The organism is Thalassotalea marina (assembly GCF_014656435.1).
GTDB lineage: Bacteria > Pseudomonadota > Gammaproteobacteria > Enterobacterales > Alteromonadaceae > Thalassotalea_C > Thalassotalea_C marina.
Genome location: NZ_BNCK01000012.1, coordinates 24,229 through 42,054, shown reverse-complemented (window position 1 = coordinate 42,054; position 17,826 = coordinate 24,229). Strand labels below are relative to the sequence as shown.

14 protein-coding genes are annotated in these 17,826 nt (G+C 39.7%); 10 read left to right on the top strand and 4 right to left on the bottom strand.

Going from position 1 to position 17,826, the window contains the following annotated elements; genetic code table 11:
* Nucleotides 1-374 precede the first annotated feature (374 nt).
* Nucleotides 375-1,337, top strand: coding sequence for an efflux RND transporter periplasmic adaptor subunit (locus IE199_RS20075; protein WP_189774373.1), 963 nt, complete (start codon nt 375-377; stop codon nt 1,335-1,337).
* A 3-nt stretch (nt 1,338-1,340) separates the two neighbouring features.
* On the top strand, nt 1,341-4,418 hold the full coding sequence (locus tag IE199_RS20070; protein ID WP_189774307.1) for an efflux RND transporter permease subunit: 3,078 nt from the start codon (nt 1,341-1,343) through the stop codon (nt 4,416-4,418).
* 70 nt (nt 4,419-4,488) lie between these two features.
* On the opposite strand, the gene IE199_RS20065 is transcribed toward IE199_RS20070, so the two are convergent.
* Complete coding sequence (locus IE199_RS20065) at nt 4,489-6,468, bottom strand: alkaline phosphatase family protein (RefSeq protein WP_189774305.1); 1,980 nt, start codon at nt 6,466-6,468, stop codon at nt 4,489-4,491.
* A gap of 384 nt (nt 6,469-6,852) precedes the next feature.
* On the opposite strand from IE199_RS20065, the gene IE199_RS20060 reads away from it, so the two are divergent.
* From IE199_RS20060 to IE199_RS20045, 4 genes are all read left to right on the top strand, one after another.
* A complete protein-coding gene (locus tag IE199_RS20060) occupies nt 6,853-8,982 on the top strand; it encodes a TonB-dependent receptor (RefSeq protein ID WP_189774303.1) in 2,130 nt (709 codons plus the stop codon).
* A gap of 156 nt (nt 8,983-9,138) precedes the next feature.
* Nucleotides 9,139-9,645 carry an RNA polymerase sigma factor gene (locus IE199_RS20055; RefSeq protein WP_189774301.1) on the top strand — a complete coding sequence of 169 codons (507 nt, stop codon included), beginning with the start codon at nt 9,139-9,141 and terminating at the stop codon, nt 9,643-9,645.
* Nucleotides 9,642-10,535 carry a FecR family protein gene (locus IE199_RS20050; protein WP_189774299.1) on the top strand — a complete coding sequence of 298 codons (894 nt, stop codon included), beginning with the start codon at nt 9,642-9,644 and terminating at the stop codon, nt 10,533-10,535. The genes IE199_RS20055 and IE199_RS20050 overlap by 4 nt, the downstream gene beginning before the upstream one ends.
* A gap of 190 nt (nt 10,536-10,725) precedes the next feature.
* A complete protein-coding gene (locus IE199_RS20045; protein ID WP_189774297.1) occupies nt 10,726-13,149 on the top strand; it encodes a TonB-dependent receptor in 2,424 nt (807 codons plus the stop codon).
* Between the two features lie 75 nt (nt 13,150-13,224).
* Here the strand turns inward: IE199_RS20045 and IE199_RS20040 are convergent, their stop codons facing one another.
* The 3 genes from IE199_RS20040 to IE199_RS20030 all read right to left on the bottom strand — a co-directional run bounded on the left by IE199_RS20040 (nt 13,225) and on the right by IE199_RS20030 (nt 14,700).
* Nucleotides 13,225-13,698 carry a DUF2947 domain-containing protein gene (locus IE199_RS20040; protein ID WP_189774295.1) on the bottom strand — a complete coding sequence of 158 codons (474 nt, stop codon included), beginning with the start codon at nt 13,696-13,698 and terminating at the stop codon, nt 13,225-13,227.
* 81 nt (nt 13,699-13,779) lie between these two features.
* Nucleotides 13,780-14,091 carry a ComEA family DNA-binding protein gene (locus IE199_RS20035; RefSeq protein ID WP_189774293.1) on the bottom strand — a complete coding sequence of 104 codons (312 nt, stop codon included), beginning with the start codon at nt 14,089-14,091 and terminating at the stop codon, nt 13,780-13,782.
* 150 nt (nt 14,092-14,241) lie between these two features.
* Nucleotides 14,242-14,700: a methylglyoxal synthase gene (locus IE199_RS20030; RefSeq protein ID WP_189774291.1), complete on the bottom strand. Its 459-nt coding sequence runs from the start codon at nt 14,698-14,700 to the stop codon at nt 14,242-14,244.
* A gap of 144 nt (nt 14,701-14,844) precedes the next feature.
* Here IE199_RS20030 and IE199_RS20025 point away from each other — a divergent pair, with 144 nt between their 5' ends.
* The 4 genes from IE199_RS20025 to IE199_RS20010 are packed head-to-tail and all read left to right on the top strand — an operon-like array spanning nt 14,845 to nt 17,813.
* Nucleotides 14,845-15,906 carry a zinc-binding dehydrogenase gene (locus IE199_RS20025; protein WP_189774289.1) on the top strand — a complete coding sequence of 354 codons (1,062 nt, stop codon included), beginning with the start codon at nt 14,845-14,847 and terminating at the stop codon, nt 15,904-15,906.
* On the top strand, nt 15,906-16,631 hold the full coding sequence (locus IE199_RS20020) for a ZIP family metal transporter (protein ID WP_229854870.1): 726 nt from the start codon (nt 15,906-15,908) through the stop codon (nt 16,629-16,631). The genes IE199_RS20025 and IE199_RS20020 overlap by 1 nt, the downstream gene beginning before the upstream one ends.
* A gap of 9 nt (nt 16,632-16,640) precedes the next feature.
* Nucleotides 16,641-17,150, top strand: a complete 510-nt coding sequence (locus IE199_RS20015) for a gamma-glutamylcyclotransferase family protein (RefSeq protein WP_189774287.1) — start codon at nt 16,641-16,643, stop codon at nt 17,148-17,150.
* 30 nt (nt 17,151-17,180) lie between these two features.
* A complete protein-coding gene (locus IE199_RS20010; RefSeq protein WP_189774285.1) occupies nt 17,181-17,813 on the top strand; it encodes a LysE family translocator in 633 nt (210 codons plus the stop codon).
* Nucleotides 17,814-17,826: the final 13 nt, after the last annotated feature.

The following is a 17,826-nucleotide window of genomic DNA, read 5'->3' as shown; positions in this document are numbered from 1 at the left end:
TTGATCCCTATTGACTATTTAGGTCGTATTGCCTGCACGGTATGTTTTCTGCTCTGGTTAGTCTTTGAACAGGTGAGAACAGTCGAAATACACTGGTCTGACGAGTGGCTTTTGCAAACTGTTTGCTGGCTTTGTAACCAGTCGAAAATCGAAGGTTGTATAAAACATCAGCAAAGTGGTGTGTGTACTGTAAATTAAATGCTAATTATTTCCGTTTAACGCGAACTTTGGCGTGTTAGTCGAACATAAATAGGCATTGATATTTGCGGTGATACAATTTGAATATACAAAATTTAGTTAATATTTATTCAGGTGTTCAATTGTTAGGTCGTGTCTTATTTAGCATTTTATTATGCGGTTATATTGCTATTTCAATGCCGGCTTTTGCTGCCAATGTTGTGGTTGAAGAGGTTTCTTTAGAAAGAACCAAACAACAAGTTAAAGTTGTAGGTAATGCCGAAGCTATTCATTCAGTAACCTTATTTCCTGCGGTAGGGGATAGAGTTGTTGCTGTGCATTTTAAGCCAGGTAACTATGTCAATAAAGGTGATTTGCTTGTCGAGTTAGATTCTCGCCGACAACGTGCGGCCTCAGATAAAGCCAAAATCACTTTAAAAGATGCACAGCGAAAAGTTAGTCGCTTAACAGAAAGCCAAGCACGTGGCGCAGTTCCACAAAGTGATCTTGATGATGCCAAAACGCTACTTGAATTAGCTAAAGTAGCGTTAACACAAGCACAAACTGAACTGGAAGATCGTCGTGTAATAGCACCTTTTAGCGGTGTAATGGGGCTTACCGATGTTGAAGTTGGCGATAGGATCACAACACAAACCGCGATTGCAACTATTGATGATGTCAGCAAGTTGTATATTAATTTTAATGCACCTGAGTCTGTGGTTAATTTATTAAAACAACAAGGCAAAGTTGACGTGGTTGCTTGGCAAGGTGAACAAACATTTCAAGCCGATATTACGTATTTAGATTCAAGAATTGACAGACAAACACGTACACTACGCGCTAAAGCAACGTTAGATAACGCTCAACAAAGCTTTATGCCGGGCATGAGTTTTCGCGTTTATATGAACGTGTTAGGTGAACCATTTGCTGTGGTGCCAGAAGCGGCGTTAATGTGGGGAGCCACAGGTCCTTACATATGGAAAAGCGTTGATAAAAAGGCGACGCGTGTTGATGTGAAAATTGAACAGCGACTAGCTGGACGATTATTAGTGTCAGGCAGTGTACAAGAAGGTGATGTGCTTATTACTGAAGGTGTGCAACGATTGCGCCCTGGCCAAGCGCTTAACTTTGTCAATCAAGTTGCAACTGCCAAGGATTAAGCGATGAATCAACAACCTATGATGCAAGATTTGCCGTCAATGGCAATCCGCCGTCCTGTATTAATCGTCGTTTTAAATTTATTAATTATTATCGCCGGTATTGCAGCTTTAGCGGGGATTGAAGTGCGAGAACTACCAGATGTAGATACGCCTCGCATTACCGTTTCAGCTTCATTTCCTGGTGGCTCTCCGGAAACTGTAGATACCGAAGTTACCAGCAAACTTGAAGGGGCTGTGGCTCGCGTAAGCGGTGTAAAATCGATAAGAGCACAAAGTGAAGAAAATAATGCGCGGATCGTCGTTGAATTTCGACCGGGCATTAACTTAGAAGATGCTGCAAATGAAACCCGAGAATCAGTGGCTAGGGTTCAACGCCAATTACCAAAAGAAGTTGAGCGTGTTTCCATTATCAAAGCAGATAACGATGCTGAAGCTGTTGTATCATTAACAGTTTCTAGTGAATCGTTATCATTAGAAGCGCTAACTGAGCGAGTAGAGGTTGACTTAGCACCTCAGTTTTTAACTATTCCTGGTGTTGCTGATGTACGTTTAAATGGTGACCGCGAACGTGTATTACGTGTACGAATCGACCCTTTAAAGTTAAGCAGTTTTAATTTAACCGTTCCTGATATTGCCAGCGTATTAAGACAAGCTCCATTTGACGTACCAGCGGGCAGTTTAAAATCTGAAGATCAAATGGTGATTGTTCGTGCTGATGCTACTTCCATTTCAGCTGAGCAAGTTGCCGACATTATTGTTCGAGGCGACACTCGAGTAGGTGATGTGGCAGCCGTTTATTTTGGCCCAGCTGATCCGCGCTCCATGGTGAGATTAAACGGAACACCAGTAATAGGCTTGGAGGTTATTCGACAAGCGCAATCAAACACTATTGAAATCTCAGATGAAGTACTGGTGTTGATTGAACGTATGAAAGAGCGATTTCCTGAGCTTGAGTTTACCTTAACATCCGACGACGCTCAGTTTATTCGTAGCTCCGTTGATGAAGTGATTCAATCGCTGGTTATAACGGTACTATTGGTTATTGTAACCTTGTGGGTTTTTATCGGTTCGTGGCGCGCTACCTTAGTACCAGCGTTTGCCATTCCTGTCGCTTTAGTTGGCTCTTTAGCACTTATTTGGGTGCTAGGCTTTTCTATTAATATCCTCACGCTATTAGCCTTAGTATTAGCGACAGGTTTAATAGTAGATGATGCAATTGTCGTTAGTGAAAATATCCAACGCCATCGTGGCTTAGGCCTTGGCAGAAGGGCAGCCGCCGTTATTGGTACTCGTGAAGTATTTTTTGCCGTTATTGCCACTACAGCAGTATTAGCCGCGGTATTTGTTCCCATTGCCTTTTTACCTTCAACGGCAGGCAAACTGTTTAGAGAGTTTGGTGGTGTACTGGCTGGTGCTGTGATTATTTCTAGCTTTGTTGCTTTGTCATTAGTTCCCGCACTAACGTCAAAACTTAAATTAAAGCAGGGCGGTTTCCACCCATTTGCCATGCTAGGCCATAAATTGGCAGCTATCTACACAAAATCAATTCACAAAGTGTTAGATCATGCATGGTTAACATTGATTGTTTGTATCATAGTGGCAACTGGCTCAGGTGCACTTTACGCGAACCTTGATAACGAGTTATTGCCTACTGAAGATAGAGGTAAAATCCGCATTTTTGCTAGGGGTCCTGATGGCGTTGGTTTAAATTTCATGGACAGACAAGCAATGCAAATGGAAGATATTCTTTTACCGTATTTTGAAAATGGTGAAATAGAATCAATTTATACGGTAGTGGGGCAATGGGATCCTAATATCGTGTTTATTACTGTGCCTTTAAAACATTGGGACGAGAGACATTTCAGCCAACAAGAAATTATCGATAAAATCCGTGAGCCGTTAAGAAATATTCCCGGAGCATCTGGTTTTGCAGGCGGGTCAAATAGTTTAAATTTACGTGGTCGCGGCGGTGGTATTGAACTAGCGTTACTGGGTAATGACTATTTAGAAATCTTTAAAGCAGCGCAGCAATTTGCCGCTGATATCGAAAACGCGGTTCCAGCCATTGAACAGGTGCGTATTTCTTATCAGCCGTCACAGCCACAATTACGAATTAATATTGATAGACGACGTGCTGAAGAGCTTGGCGTTTCGTTAAGTGATATTTCTACGACTCTACGCGCTGCGATTAATGGTGATGATATTGCCGATTTAAATATTGGTGATCAGTCAATCCCAATTATGTTACAGGCTCAAAATCAAACCATTAAAGATCCAAATGATTTAGCCAACCTTTATGTTGGAGCCAAAAATGGTGAAATGGTACCGTTAAGCAGTGTTGCTAGTATTACGGAAGAAGGCGTAGCCGCTGAACTAGAGCGTCATGCACAGCGAAGAGCAATACAGCTTAGTATGGAACTGCCAGCTAACATGACCATAGCTGATTTAGTGACGCAAATTCGAGATTTATCACAAACAAGTTTACCCAACGGTATTACTTTGGCATTTAAAGGTGAGGCCTTAACTTTTGAAGAAACGGCCAATGAGGTATTGTTAACCTATGTTTTAGCCTTTTTGATTGTATTGTTAGTTTTAGCTGCACAATTTGAGAGTGTTAATAGTGCCATTGTGGTGATGATCACTGTACCTTTTGGTCTAAGCTCCGCGATATTAGCTTTATACTTAACCGGCACTTCGCTTAATGTGTATTCACAAATTGGTCTGGTGATGTTAATTGGTTTGATCGCAAAAAATGCTATTTTGTTGGTGGAATTCGCCGACCAACTTAGAGATCAGGGGCTATCAGTGCGTAAAGCAGTCGAAGAAGCATCATTAGTTCGCTTGCGTCCAATCACCATGACACTAGTGTCAACCTTACTTGGAGCATTACCACTTATTTTATCGAGTGGTGCAGGTGCTGAAGCAAGAAATGCCATTGGTTGGGTAGTATTTGGCGGTTTAGCGTTAGCCGTTTTATTCACCTTATACTTAACCCCAGTTATTTATTTAGGGTTGGCGCGTTTTACTAAACCACGAGCTGATGAAACCAAACAGCTTGCTGAAGAATTAGAACAAGCTTAACTCATTAAAAAAAGCGACCAGTAGGGTCGCTTTTTTATTGCTTATTTATCCTGAGTGTAATCGATTAAATTTATGGTAATTCCACTCTTTTCGACATATTGGCAAGTGCTCTAGCTTCGTTGCTTTTTAAGGCTCGGTTAAAAAACAGTAAGTCAGCAACACTAAAATCAAGCGCTTTGTTGAGATTATATTGTCCGTCCCCACCTTCGGCTAAATTCAACGGGAAACTTGTAGCTAAACTCGACACATCCGGTGCTGCAACTTTTGCTTCTTGAAAGCCAAAGTTTGGATCGTTAATGTACAAGGCAATTTCACCTTGAGTTAAATCAAAAGAGGCGATGACAAATATCCAATTATCACGGCTATAAGATAAAGCTGCGTCGGCTCGGCCACTTCCATCACCAACGTTAAACTTAAGTGATGAATTGGTGGCAGCTATGGTAAAGCCAGGGTTGCCACCGCTGTTCCAGTCTTTATTAGCGATAATATTTGGGTCACTCGTGATATTACCGTTTACTTTTAACCAAAAACCAATAGCGCCTTGTAATTTATCTTCAAAAGATAATGGCATGGTTAAGTAACCTTTCTCACGATTTAAGCGAACAGCGTTGCCGGTATTAAAAGGGCCAGCTTCAAATACTGCAGAAGGCTCTGAACCGGCAATAAATTCAAAAGGTGTGATGCTGTTGTCAAATGTCACATGCGAAGTCACACTGGCCAATACAGTATCAATTGCAACATCTTCCCCTAAACTAACTGTTGCCCAAGAGGTTAGGTTGCTTCCTTTTGTTGCCACTAAGCTATAAGCAACTTTGTGGTTGCCAGCACCTAGTGTGTTGATTGAAAGTTCATCTTTAAATACACCATCAGCAGCCGATACTTGGGCAATTTCCTGACCATCTCTTAATAGGGTGATTTTATCTATGCTTGAATCGGCAAACCAATGTACGGAAACTATCGCAGTTGATGATTGGCTTTGTTCTACTTGGGTATAACTGTGAGTTATTCCAAATTCACCAATAAGTGCAGGGCTTGAAAATTGATGTGACTGGTCAAATTTTTGGCCTAGGTAGTTTAAAACCGTAGGCACAATTGATGTGATGCCTGGGTATCCCATCAACTTATTTTGCTCTTCTGATGCTAAATCAAAGGCTGCGGTACTTTGGCCAAATAAAGCGTTCATTTGATCTGGTTTATTTGTGCCAATAACAGAAGTACGTTCTGCAATCGAGTCTCCGCCATGACCACCGGTTTTTACGTGACCATGATCCGATACAATCATGACTAACCACTGTTCATTAAACTTCGATTCTCTATTTTCGATGGCATCAAGGATCTTGCCAAGACGAACATCTGTCTCTTTAAGAGTTTCCTCGTAAGGTACACACCAACCACAAGCATGTCCTGCACCATCGACTTCATCTAAATGGGTAAAAATAAAGTCTAAGTTGGAATCGTCATCCATTAGCTCTTGGACTAGTTTGTCAGTGATAAAATCATCAACAGAGACATTTTCAGGTCGAGTGTTTCCATCAACACGTTGCTTTACTGCTTGCATGCCGTGTTTAGCATGCCCAGCGTTTATAGGCGTCCAAGCGGCAAAACTTGCCATGTCGATGTTGTTATCAGCATTGTACAAATGTTCAAAGATGGTTGTAGTTGCAGCTGGCTGATTATTATTGGAAGCAATAGTATGACCATCAATCCAAGTTCCCGTTAAAATTGATGACCAAGCAGGTCCCGAAGAGCTAACTTGGTGACTTTGAGTGCCGATATAGCCACCAGTGAGCGCCTTAGATAACGTTAAACGAGGAAAGTGCAATAATGTTGGTTCATTGAGCTCTGGTGTATCAATATCGTCAATGTAATCGTACATTAACCCATCAATACCTATGATCAGTACTTTTTTAGTAGGCGCATCAGCGACTGGTGGGGGAGTTTGGTCTACGACGATTGCTTTTTTGCCATTGTCGTTACACCCGCTTAGTGCTAGCGCTGAAATACTGCACAGAGTTGCAAGTGAAAGATGAAAATTCTTTTTATTAAACATGAAAAAATATCCTCAAAATTGATAAATGTAAACTGGTCTAGACCAGATGTATTTTTATCTTTTTTAATGACATCATTGAGAAAAATAATTGACACTTTGGTGACAGATTGATGAATTAAACCCGATAAATTCTATAAATAAGTAGTGTTTTTTTAGTGAATCATAAGCTATTGAGTGCTTTTAATTTTTGCAATTAATGGCGCTTCTTGGACAATTTAAACCCTTCGATACGTGGTTTTTCTGCCAAAATTGCCTTTATAAATTTCCAAACATGTTGGCTAGAAAATAAATTAATTAAATTTTTTTAAATTAACCTTGTATTAATAATAAAAATGTAAATAATAACCACTCTCAATTGTATTGGTTTGTATTTATTTGTATTTTATGAAAAAACGTATTTTAAGTTCTGTTATTACTACTTTACTGGCATCACATGCCAGTGTCTCCTTCGCCAATGACAAAAACATTGAAAGACTAACCGTTTCGGCATCTCCTTTTGAGCAAAAGCTCAGCGACACCGCAAATTCAGTATTTATTGTTTCTGCCAAAGATTTAGAAATTCAAAAAGCGGTTGCTCGTAACTTAAGTGAAATTATTTCAAATGTTGTACCTGGCTTTTCACCGAGCACTGAGACAATGTCAACGTTTGGACAAAATTTCAGAGGTGGTAAAGCGATTGTTATGATCGACGGTGTCCTTGTTTCTACTACGCTTAGGGCAGGTGGTCGCGATTTACAGTCAATTTCCGTAGACGCAATAGAATCCATCGAAGTGATTAAAGGTGCTAGCGCGCTATACGGCAACGGTGAAGCAGGTGCAATTATTAATGTCATCACTAAAAAAGCTTCAAGTGAAATATCCTTTACTACACGCGTTGGCGCTGAAGCCTTTATGGATGAGCTTTCAGATACGGGGTATAGTTTTTCTCAAACTATTTCTGGCCGCAGTAAATCTGATGTTGGTTTTTTAATTAACTTAGCCGGTAAAGACCGCGGAAATTTGTACGATGCTAATGGCGATCGATTACCTGGTGCGCCAAACAGTCAAGGCGGTATGGGTAATGCTGACGAATACGATGTATTAGTTAAGTTAGACAAAGAGTTTGAAGACTCTAGTTTTGCCTTTTTAGCGCATCACTACAATATTGAGAACAAGTTGCAGTATGCCCGTATTGTTAATCATGAAAACGGCCTTGTTGCAATTGACACCAGTAAGCCTTTCGAAGGCACTAATCCTGGTACAAAACTCACTACGGTGCAGTTTACGTATCAACATCAAGATTTATTTGGTCAAGAGTTAAGTCTTTCTGCTTATAAAAGTAAAGTAGATATCGATTATGAAGCAGGCTCTAGAATCACCTCGGAACGAGCAGGTATTAAAGCTGCGCTTCAATGGCGGATAAATGAATTAAGCCGTTTAGTTTATGGTGTTGAATTTGCCACCGATAATACTGAACAAGCGAGTCAACGTGATGTAATTACAGGCACTGATGACGCAGGAAATGACATTTTGGTATCGCAAAAGGTATGTTCAATTTGTGATATAACGGAAACCAAATTAAGTCCATTTGTGCAATATTGGCAACAAGTTACTGATCAATTAACGATTCAGGCGGGCTTACGATATGAAAACTTTGACATTGAAGTGCCCGATTATAACCGATACATGCGTAAAACTAAGACTTTAGTGGCGAAAGAAGGTGACACCATTGACTTTGATAAGCCACTAATTAACTTTGGTTTAGTTTACAGCCTGTCTGATAGTAGTGAATTGTTTGCTAGTTACTCGCAAGGTTATTCTCACGGTGATATGAGAATGCTAAGAGATATGCCTGTAGATACGGTTGCAGAATTTGCCGACGAAATTCCTGCAACATCAACCAAGTATTATGAAACGGGTTTAAGATTTAATGACAATGCGCTAAGAGCGAGTGTTGCTGTTTTCTACTCGGATGTAAAAGATGGCTATGCCTACGATTACAACGTTAAAGCTAATAATGGTAAAAAAGTGGCAGGCATGATCGTTGCCGATGAAAATATTTGGGGTTATGAATTAACCATCGATTATGACATCAATGAGCAATTAACTTTTGGCGGTGCTATTTCTCAATCAGAAGGTCAACGTCGTAACGAGTTAACTGACACTGAGTATTGGATGAATAGCGCAAAGATCACGCCAGTTAAAGTGTCAGCCTATGCCAATTACCAATTTAACGAAAATGGTGCAATTAGATTGCAAGCAAACTACGTTGGTGATCGTGACAAACTTTCACCACGTGGTGAAGATGGTTACAACTTTTATGAGTCACCGTACGATGGATATACGCTGGTCGATTTAGTGGCAAACCTAGATACTGAGTTTGGTCATTTTAGTTTTGGCGTTGATAACTTACTTAACGAAGATTATCAGCCATTGGTGTCACAAATGAACAAAGAAGTTTATTTACCAGCCTATCGCTATCAGTTTTCTGGCTATGGCCGACGTGTAGTGCTTGAGTATTCAGTTAACTATTAAGCGCTTACTGAACAATTTTAATTATGAAACACCTAGCTTTTGCTGGGTGTTTTTTTAGTAATGATGTAATTTTACCTTTCTATATGCAAATGCTTTGCATTTGCATTAACTCGCTAGTAATATTGCGCCATTCTCCTGTATTGTTTCTGTTTAGTTGTGCCTCTATTTAAAAAGTCTACAAATACAATCGAATACCTATACCAAACTCACTACCAAGATATTTTGCGTAATCTAGCAGGTAAACACTTGTCTCCTGATGTTCAGGAAGATTTGATGCAAGATTTGTATATTCGATTATTGCGTGTTGAAAATTGGCAAGAAATAGAAAATCAGGGAGGGTATATTCAAACCATTATGAATAACCTTGTGACCGATTTTTTTCGACGACAAAAACAGATGTCGTCTATTGAAAGCCAAGCACCAGAGCTAGATGTATACTCGTTAGAGGTGCAGTTTGAACATGAAGAGTCATTAGCAAGTATCTCACAAGTGATTCATTCGCAGCCTGAAATAGCACAAGATTTAATTTATCGTTCTAAAATTGCCGGTCAGTCTTATCAGCAAATTGCACAAGAAAAAGGGCGTTCGGTTAGCTGGGTAGAAAAGTCTTTAGCTAAAGTGATTAACCAAAGCAAGCGAGCAATCGCCAAGGATGTGTTATGAACTCGCCAAATAAACAGTTTGATATAAATAAAACGGCAAAACGCTGGGCAAAAATCATGGTTAATGCTCAGGTAAGTACTACAGAGCAACGCGAACTTGCATTATGGCTTGAACAGGACAAAGCACATAAACAAGCGTTTTTCCAATATCGTCAGCAGTTAATTGCTAAACAAAAACCTTATAGGCGAGTGGTTGCAGCAGGTTTTGCAATGGCAGCGAGTATCATGTTGTTTATTTTGATGCCAAATATGGTGTTGGAATCGCCTGCTGTACCACTTGAGCTTACTTCTATTCAAAGCAAAACACATGTTTTGCCGGATGGTTCACGTGTGGAATTAAACGTAAACAGCAACATTTTGGTGCAGTACACATCTGAGCAAAGATTAATCACTTTAACAAAAGGCGATGCGTGGTTTGATGTAAAGGCAGATAAAACTAGGCCATTTATCGTTAAACATTTGTCTGTTGAAGTAAAAGCATTAGGAACCTCTTTTGCGGTAAAAACTCATCAAAACCTTCAAGTGCAAGTAACTGAACATAGTGTTGAGGTGAAAGATAAGGTCACAAACCAAATTAGGGTAGTGGAGCAAGGGGAAGGGATCATCAAAGACCATAGCAACTGGCGAGAACAAACAGCAAAAGAGCTAAATACGGCATTAGCCTGGCGAGAGCAACTTATTATTTTTGACGCAACACCATTGTCGTTAGCATTAGAAGAGATATCGCTTTATTTAGGTAAAGACATTGAGTTAGTTGCACCAATAGCTCATGACGAACCAGTAACAGGGCGTTTTAATACCAACAATGCCAATCTAGCATTAGAAATGATTTGTGAGGGGATGGGTTTAAAACAAAAGCCATTACTCGATAAAAAGATCCTCTTATTTTAACCGTAAACAACTTGAAAGTCGTTCTACTGTCACAGTAAAAGTAGATTTTATAACTATTTTAATTTATATAAAGCTATATAAAACAAAGAGATATTGTATATTGAAGTAAAAAGTTAAAATAAAGTTACGGGTTTTAGGTTTTACTCCGTTGGTATTAATAAAAATGATTGTTATTACCATTAGAGGTGTTATGAAGTCTTTCCCTAAATTAGTATTAGCGAGTAGTATTTTTCTCGCGTTATCTCCTTCACAAGTTCAAGCCGATACAATCCCTCAGCAACAGTATATTGATGTTAAACAATATCAGCTTTCAGCGAGTACTTTAAAACAAGCTTTAGCTGAATATTCTAAAGTTTCTGGCGTACAAATTTTTGTCTCTGATCGCTTAGTTAGTGGTATTAAAGCTGAGCCTTTAACCGGTAATTATTCAGCTAAAGAGGCATTAAACCTGCTATTGGGCAATGCAGCATTAAAAGCGATTTGGAAAAATGAACAGGCGGTGGTGATTAAAAAATCACTAACTCAGATTTCTGAAACAAAAAGCAAACAAAGTGCAGTAAGAGAAAAAGCGACGGTTGAGGTTATCGAAGTCAATGGCTCTCGTACCCAGCAAGGTCTATCAAGCCTGTCGCGTCAAACAACAATTATTGACAATGACATGTTAAACCGCGAATTAGGTGCTAGTGCAAATTTAGCACAAATTATTGCTAAGTTTGTTCCTGGTATGGCACCAAGTGGCCAAACCATGACTAATTTTGGTTTAACTATGCGTGGCAGAAACTTACTCGTTTTAATTGATGGTGTTCCGATGAACACTAATCGCAATGTTTCTAGAGATCTGTTTAATATTCATGCTGCGCAGATTGAGACTATAGAAGTAGTTCGCGGTGGTAATGCGATTTATGGCTCTGGCGCTACCGGTGGTGTGATGTATATCACTACTCGAAAAGCCACTGATGTCGTGCAAACGCGCTTTGGTTTTGGCTCAAGTTTAAGCCAAGTTCAAGCTGATGGTTTTGGCTATCACTTAGGTCAAAGTGTTGGTCTGGTTAAAGATAACTTTGCATTTAGTTTAGATGTGGACAGTCAGGTAACTGGTGGCTATTACGACGCCAATGGCTATCGATTAGCTCCTGAGCCAAGTCAGGGGGATTTATTCGATAGTAAACAGCTTAGTATTCAAGCAAAAGCTCGTTATCAACCAAGTGAGGAACAAGTATTTGAGCTAGGCATGGTTTCGTTCCGCTCATGGCAAGACACAGACTTCGCCTCAGATCCTTCAGTGGCGGCATTACCTATTTATCAATCAGCTGCTAAGGCTATTCGTGGTATTGGCTTAGATCAGCAAAATGAAGCGAAAAACTTGATGGTAAACCTTGCTTGGTACGATCAAGACGTTTATGGCCATGCTTTGTCTGCGCAGGCTTATGCTCGTCAATACGAAACATACTTTTATCCATTTGATGGCCGTCCTTATGGCGGTTGGGGCCATATCGCCCAAAGCTTCTTAGATACTAAGGTTTATGGCTTACGCACCTTGTTAACAAAAGAAGTCAGTCAACATCGATTTAATTATGGTATTGATGTCAATCTTGAACAAACTGCAATGCCAGTAATTGTATATAACTCTGACGCTTACGATAAATCAGCAGGTTTAAACTTTGTTAGTGAAGGCGAACGTACATTTATGCCTGAAACCGATACAAATAGTCATGCCTTTTTTGCGCAGTATACATACAACAGTATGTTTGGGTTGACTTTAGATGCCGGAATTCGACGTGAAAAGGTTGACGTCTCATTTGATAATTTTATTACCTTAGGTCAAGGGTTTAACGTTGATGGCGGTGATCTTAGCTATTCAGATACGTTACTTAACCTAACGCTAGATTATGATTTTGACCATGGCTTTGGTACATACTTAGCGTTTAATCAAGGCTTTGAATTACCTGATGTTGGATTGCAATTACGTTACGCTAATGAAGCATTTAATATTGCGAGCAGTACACTAAAACCAGTAACGTCTGACAATATAGAACTTGGTATGCGTTATTACGGCAATAATTCTCAAATCGATGTATCAGTTTTTCAATCTACATCGGATCAAGGCCGAGTGAAAAACGAAAACTTTGGTTGGACATTACGTCGTGATGAGGAGGAAATTCAAGGAATTGAATTAGAAGCGTCACATGCCTTTACTAATCAATTTAATTTGGCGCTGATGGCATCAAAAATTGTTGGTGAAGAAAAACCTGAAGGGACACAAAAATGGCAAGACATGAATGGCTTTAGGATCCCGCCATTTAAAGCGGCGATTACACTAAGCTATCAAGCGGATGACTGGATGTTGCAAACGCGTGTTAACCATGTAGCAAGTGAAGATTATCGTTTAGCAGGTAAAGACGGCTTTGGCCGCCATCAAACTAAGTCATACACCACTATTGATTTAATGGCTCAAGTTGAAAAACCTTGGGGTAGTATTAGTGCTGGCGTTGAAAACTTGACCAATAAAGATTATTTCCCGCTATACAGTCAATTACTGCGCAACAACAATAACACCAGTTATATACCGGCAAGAGGTACTAATTTAACGGTTTCTTATAGCTACAACTGGTAAGTCTTGTACTATTTAAGCAAATAGATTAATGCCTTGATGACAGCATCAGGGCATTATTTACAAAAAGAGGGATAATTAAGGTTTTATGCCTAATTTGCAATCACCGGTGGAATGAAATTGCAGTACTTGATCGCGTTTTTTACCCAGTAAAATAGTGCCATCATCAAGAAACAAAAAGTTTTTCCAACACTGCTTAAAGTTTGCCCAAGTTGTTTCTAAAATTTGGTTGCGATTTAAACAATAATACACAGTGGTATTATCCTGCCAATCAATATGGTCGAGAATTTCTAGCGGTAGGTCATTGTCGTCACTTTCCCATCTAGCTTCCCAGTTAATAGTGCTAGAAAAATTTTCATTGTTAGCTGGCCAGTCGTTTTTACCAAAATCGTCACTATGAATAGCGTTTTTGCTAATAAAAGTGTCCCATAATACGTTGGAGCGTTCTGCTGTCATGGGTTTGATTAATGCTTGTTGCTCTGAGCTGGCTGGCATACTTTGATGGCGAAATATCCAAGCGTGCTTAAATTCTTCTAAGGGTAAATAACTCATTATTTCTTGGCGCAAATAAAAAAAGCCATTATAGCAATGCACCTACATTGTTAAAATGACTTTTATTTTTTTCGTGATTGACTATAAAACTATTCGAGCGGCATTATCAGTTAAAATCTTTTTGCCAATACCTTGCACGTTAAGCAAGTCGTCTTTTGACAAAAAACCACCATAAGTATCACGATACTCAATGATCGCTAAGGCTTTCTTTTTACCTACACCTTTAAGCGTGCTTAGTGTATCAACATCCGCAGTGTTAACGTTAACACTGCTTTGTTGTGTTTGCAGCTGAGCTTGCTCTAGCGAGGTTGGTGTTTCGTTGTCTTTGCTGTGTGCAATTAATGCGGTGCAACTGACAATTGCAGCTATAAGTAGCGTAGTTAAAGTTTTCATAAAGTCTTCCTTGAGTTACCAAAAAAATAGGCGTTGTTATAAGCAGAACAACACCTATGGTTTAGTCAATCTAGAAAAACTTGCTACATTGCCTATCAATTACAAGGTTTTAACAATAAATTTTTTTATTAAATTTATATTGTAAAAACCTTACTGTGAGCGCTCTGCAATGTATGTTTGGTAGTCTGGAATCGTTTTAGTGTAACTATTATCAAACAGTGGCGAGGATACTAAAAAGTCTGCAGTTGCTACATTACAAGCTACTGGTATGTTCCAAACGGCTGCCAATCTCAATAGTGCTTTCACGTCAGGATCGTGCGGCTGCGCTTCTAATGGATCCCAAAAAAATATCATTACATCGACTTTTTGTTCCGTGATCAAAGCGCCGATTTGTTGATCTCCACCAAGTGGGCCACTAATCAACTTATGAATTGAAAGCCCGGTGTTTTTTTCTAATTTTAAACCGGTTGTACCAGTTGCGTATAAAGTATGTGATTGAAGCTTTTCTTTGTGTGTTTTACACCAAGTGATCAAGTCATCTTTCATGTGATCGTGAGCAACAAGCGCGATTGATTTGCCAGCTGGGGCTGATATGCGAGTATATTTCATGAAAAAACCTTATCTTTTTAATCAGATTAACATGAACATAGTATTGGGAACTATGTTATTGATTAGATTATGTTGTTATTGATAATCACACTTGCAGCATATTATGCAACTGTTAAGCTAGAAGAAAAACACTAAGTACAATTTATGAAACCAATAGAGCAAATGCCGATTAGTATCAAAGGCTTTAGTTTAAAGCTTAGTGACGATGCTTCGTTAACAAGTTCACAACGTATCGAGTTAATAAGCAAGAAACTTCCTGAATTGAGAAAGGGGCAAGTGTTAGTAAAAATTTTGGCCAGCCCTGTCAATCCGTCTGATTTGGTTCATTTACTTGGTAAGTATGGTTTAAAGGCTGAGTCAGGTCTTTTTGTTGGGTTTGAAGCTTGTGGCATTGTCGTTCACGCAAACGCAGGTTTTTATGGAAAATACCTAGTGGGCAAGCGGGTAGCGTTATCGGCTCAACCTGGTCACGATGGCTTGTGGGCACAATACGCTATCACTAAAGCAAACTATTGTTTACCTGTCACTGACGCTATATCAGATGAGCAAGCCTCTACCTTAATTGTAAACCCTTGCACTTCGGTCTGTTTGGTTGAAAGAGCGATAGCGCTTGGAGCAAAAGCCATTGTTTTAAATGCTGCTGCCAGTCAGGTAGGTAAAGGGGTAATTCGCTATGCTACATCTAAGGGGATTTCAACCATAGCATGCATTCGAAATAAGCAACATGCTGAGCAGTTAATTGAATTGGGTGCCACGCAAGTATTAGTAACAGGTGATGAAAATTACCAGCAAATTTTGCAGGATGCTTGTCAAAAATATCAGGCCAAGGTCTTGCTCGATGCTGTTGCTGCTGAAGATACCGCGCGCAGTTTAAAGGCAATGCCTAACGGAAGTACGGCAATAATTTATGGGCGTTTAACCGAAACACATGATCCTTTTGGTGGAATATTTCCCGTTGCAGACGTGATTTTTAGAGATATTAAAATTGAAGGATTTTGGCTGGCAAAATATATTGGTGATGCCAGTATTTGGCAAGTTTATCGACTAAGTCAAAAAGTTCAGCGACTTTTTACATCGGGGGTATTTAAAACAGATATTCACAAGGTTGTTGATTTTAAAGATTTTGCTCAGGCTTTGGATCATTACGCTAATAATAAAAGTGACGGTAAAGTGATTTTAAAACCCAATGCCGATGAAGGACGTTAATGATGGAAACCATTATTACCATAGTGATATTAACAGGTCTGGCTGGTGCGTGTATTCCTCTTGGGGGCTTGCTTGCAAATATTGAACACTTAAGACCGCAATGGTTGGAAAAAGAGCTGAGACATTTTATTGTCGCATTTGGTGGCGGTGTTATGTTGGGCGCGGTAGCGCTTGTTTTAGTACCAGAAGGTTTAGCAGCGACAGAAAAGTCACTCACCAGTATTTTGTTTTTACTTGCGGGGGGTGTTGCCTTTTTTGCCTTTGAAAGACTATTGGGGTTGCGTCGTCGAGAAAGCCCTCAACTAACTGGCCTGGTACTTGATTATGTGCCAGAAGCAATGGCACTTGGTGGTTTGATCGCTATGGGTTCAAATGGTGCTTATTTAATGGCATTTCTCATCGGTTTGCAGAACCTGCCTGAAGGGTTTAACGCGTTTAGAGAACTTTCGCAGGGTAAACACCACTCAACTAAACGTACTTTTTTAGTCATGGCATTGCTTGTACCTTTGGGACCTGCTGCAGGTATATTTGGGTATTTTCTGCTAGCACAATACCACTTTCTTTTAGGGGCAATTATGTTGTTTGCCTCTGGTGGTATCTTGTATCTCATTTTTCAGGATATTGCGCCGCAGTCTAGATTAAACAAACATTGGGCGCCTCCACTTGGCGCAGTGTTTGGTTTTGCATTGTCGCTAGCGGGCTCTTTGCTTATGCCAACAGTGTAAGGATTTATAATGACTCAGTCACATTTTTACTATTTTGCTTATGGTTCAAATATGTCGGTTAAACGGATCTTACACCGTTTACCCAATGCTAAATTAATAGGGCCAGCATCATTAGCTGAGTATGATTTACGATTTCATAAAACAGGTGATGATGATTCAGCTAAATGTGATGCGTATTTTACCGGTGAAACACACAGTATTTTTGGTGTACTTTATCAACTTCATCAAGATGAAAAACAAGTGTTAGATCAGATTGAAGGTGTAGGTAAGGGGTATAACGTTAAAACGGTTAATGTGACAACCGCTACCCAAGAAATGTTGTCAGCGTTTTTATATGTTGCAACAGAAATAGATGAAACAAAGAAGCCTTATGATTGGTATCACAACCACGTGTTAACTGGTGCATTAGAACATCAATTGCCACATCATTATATCGAAGAGAAAATTCGTTCTGTAAAAAGCAAACCCGATAAAAATGCTACCAGAGAACATATAGAAACAAACATTTATCGCTCGTAATCAAGCTTTAATTAATACAAGGAACAGTTAATGGAATTTCAATCATGGTTGCTATTTGTATCAATTGCCTCGGTGGCAACAATCACCCCAGGGCCTGCAGTGATATTGGTGACGTCTCATAGTACTGTTTACGGATGGAAACATTCGTTGTTGACTATTTTAGGCAATGTCTCAGGGCTTTTTTTGATGTCTGCGATGTCCATACTGGGTTTGAGTGCGATCATTTTAAGCTCAGCACTAGCTTTCACTGTGATCAAAACGATGGGCGCTTGTTACTTGATTTATCTAGGCATAAAGCTGTGGCGTAGTGGCCTTACTAAGATCCATCAAGCTGACACTATTGCGCCGATTAAAGCGAGCAAAACTAAAGCATACCTGCAAGGGTTGGCGATCGCCTTAAGCAACCCAAAAGCTATTGCTTTTACAACAGCCTTGTTCCCACAGTTTATTACGCAGCACACGAATCTATTGACGCAATTTTCTATCCTAGTGGTGTCATTTATGTTGCTGTCATTCACTTGTCTGCTTTGTTATTCGCTAGCAGCTCAACGGGCTAAAACGCGATTAACACGAGGTGCTAATCGGTACATGAATAAGGTATTTGGTGGCTTGTTTATCGGATCTGGTGGCGCTTTAATGACAGTGTCTAAAGAAAGTCTGTAAACAGTTCGAAAGT